At 58.5% G+C, this 1,028-nt stretch carries 1 protein-coding gene; it reads left to right on the plus strand.

Annotated elements, in window-relative coordinates; all coding sequences use genetic code 11:
- The first annotated feature begins 256 nt into the window (after window positions 1-256).
- Window positions 257-961, plus strand: a complete 705-nt coding sequence (locus tag NW837_RS15320) for a class I SAM-dependent methyltransferase (RefSeq protein WP_414332510.1) — start codon at window positions 257-259, stop codon at window positions 959-961.
- Window positions 962-1,028 lie beyond the last annotated feature (67 nt).

Genomic DNA, 1,028 nt, shown 5'->3' on the forward strand with positions numbered 1-1,028 from the left:
AGTGCCGTGCTGCCGGGGGCAACATTAGCCTTTGTTGCGTGCCGGAAAGTGTGGCCCTCGTCCTCAACCTCACCTCCATGGAAAAGGTACTGACCTGCTTTAGCGACCTGGAGACCGGCATTGCCAACTTTTCCAGCGCTCCCACTGCTCGTTAGGCCAACATTCGAGCTTTCTTCTGGGGATCCCCCGATGCTCTTTTCAGCCCATCAGCGAATTCTGGTGATCCCTCTAGCAATTTTCTCAACAATCTTCAGCCATGCCCCAGACCGGCCTCGATACCTTTCAGCTTCTCTACCAGCACCACCGTGGCCCCAGCTTCTGCGAGCGCATGCTGGCAACAGCGCCGGGGCGTTTTAATGAGGCTTTTTGGCAGTTCTGGCAGATGCACATCGAGCCCTGTCTGCCTCCTGCACCGCGCTTGTTGGATCTGGGAACCGGGCCGGGGTTTGCTTTGGGTCAGTGGGCGCAACGCTATCCCGGAGGGCACTTCATCGGGGTGGATGTGATGCCCTACATGTTGGAGCGAGCGGCGGCGGATTTGAAAGGGATCCCTGGAGTCCATTTGCTGCAGGCCGACCTGCACGACCCTCACTTGCCGCTTGCGGCCAACAGCATCGATGCAGCTCAGGCAGTGGTGGTGTTGCACGAGATGGTGCAGCCCTTGCGCTTGTTGCAGGAGGTGTTGCGTCTACTCAAGCCGGGGGGGCGATTTTTGCTGGTGGATTGGGTGCGCGCCCCGCTCAGCCTCTACTTCGATGCCGATACAGAGGCCCAACTCTTCCAGTCGGACACGCCTTTGGAAACGCTGTTGGATCAGTTTACCCACTTCTACGAGCACAATCGCTTCAGCGCCGAAGACCTGGTGTGGTTGCTGGAGAAGGTGGGTTTCGCAGTGGTGGCTCAGCAGCTCTACAACCAAAATCGCTTTGTGCGACTTGCAGCCGAAAAGCCTATCTCGTAAACTACCCGGCTCCGACCGCTAAGCGGTACGGAGCGGGCTTTCAGTAGCCCTGAGCCTGCTCTGCTCT

It is taken from the genome of Synechococcus sp. R6-10 (assembly GCF_047461815.1).
Taxonomy (GTDB): Bacteria; Cyanobacteriota; Cyanobacteriia; order Thermostichales; family Thermostichaceae; genus Thermostichus.

Excerpts from the sequence above, each read along its gene's own strand:
- NW837_RS15320 (WP_414332510.1), top strand. The coding sequence starts at position 257 with ATGCCCCAGACCGGCCTCGATACCTTTCAGCTTCTCTACCAGCACCAC.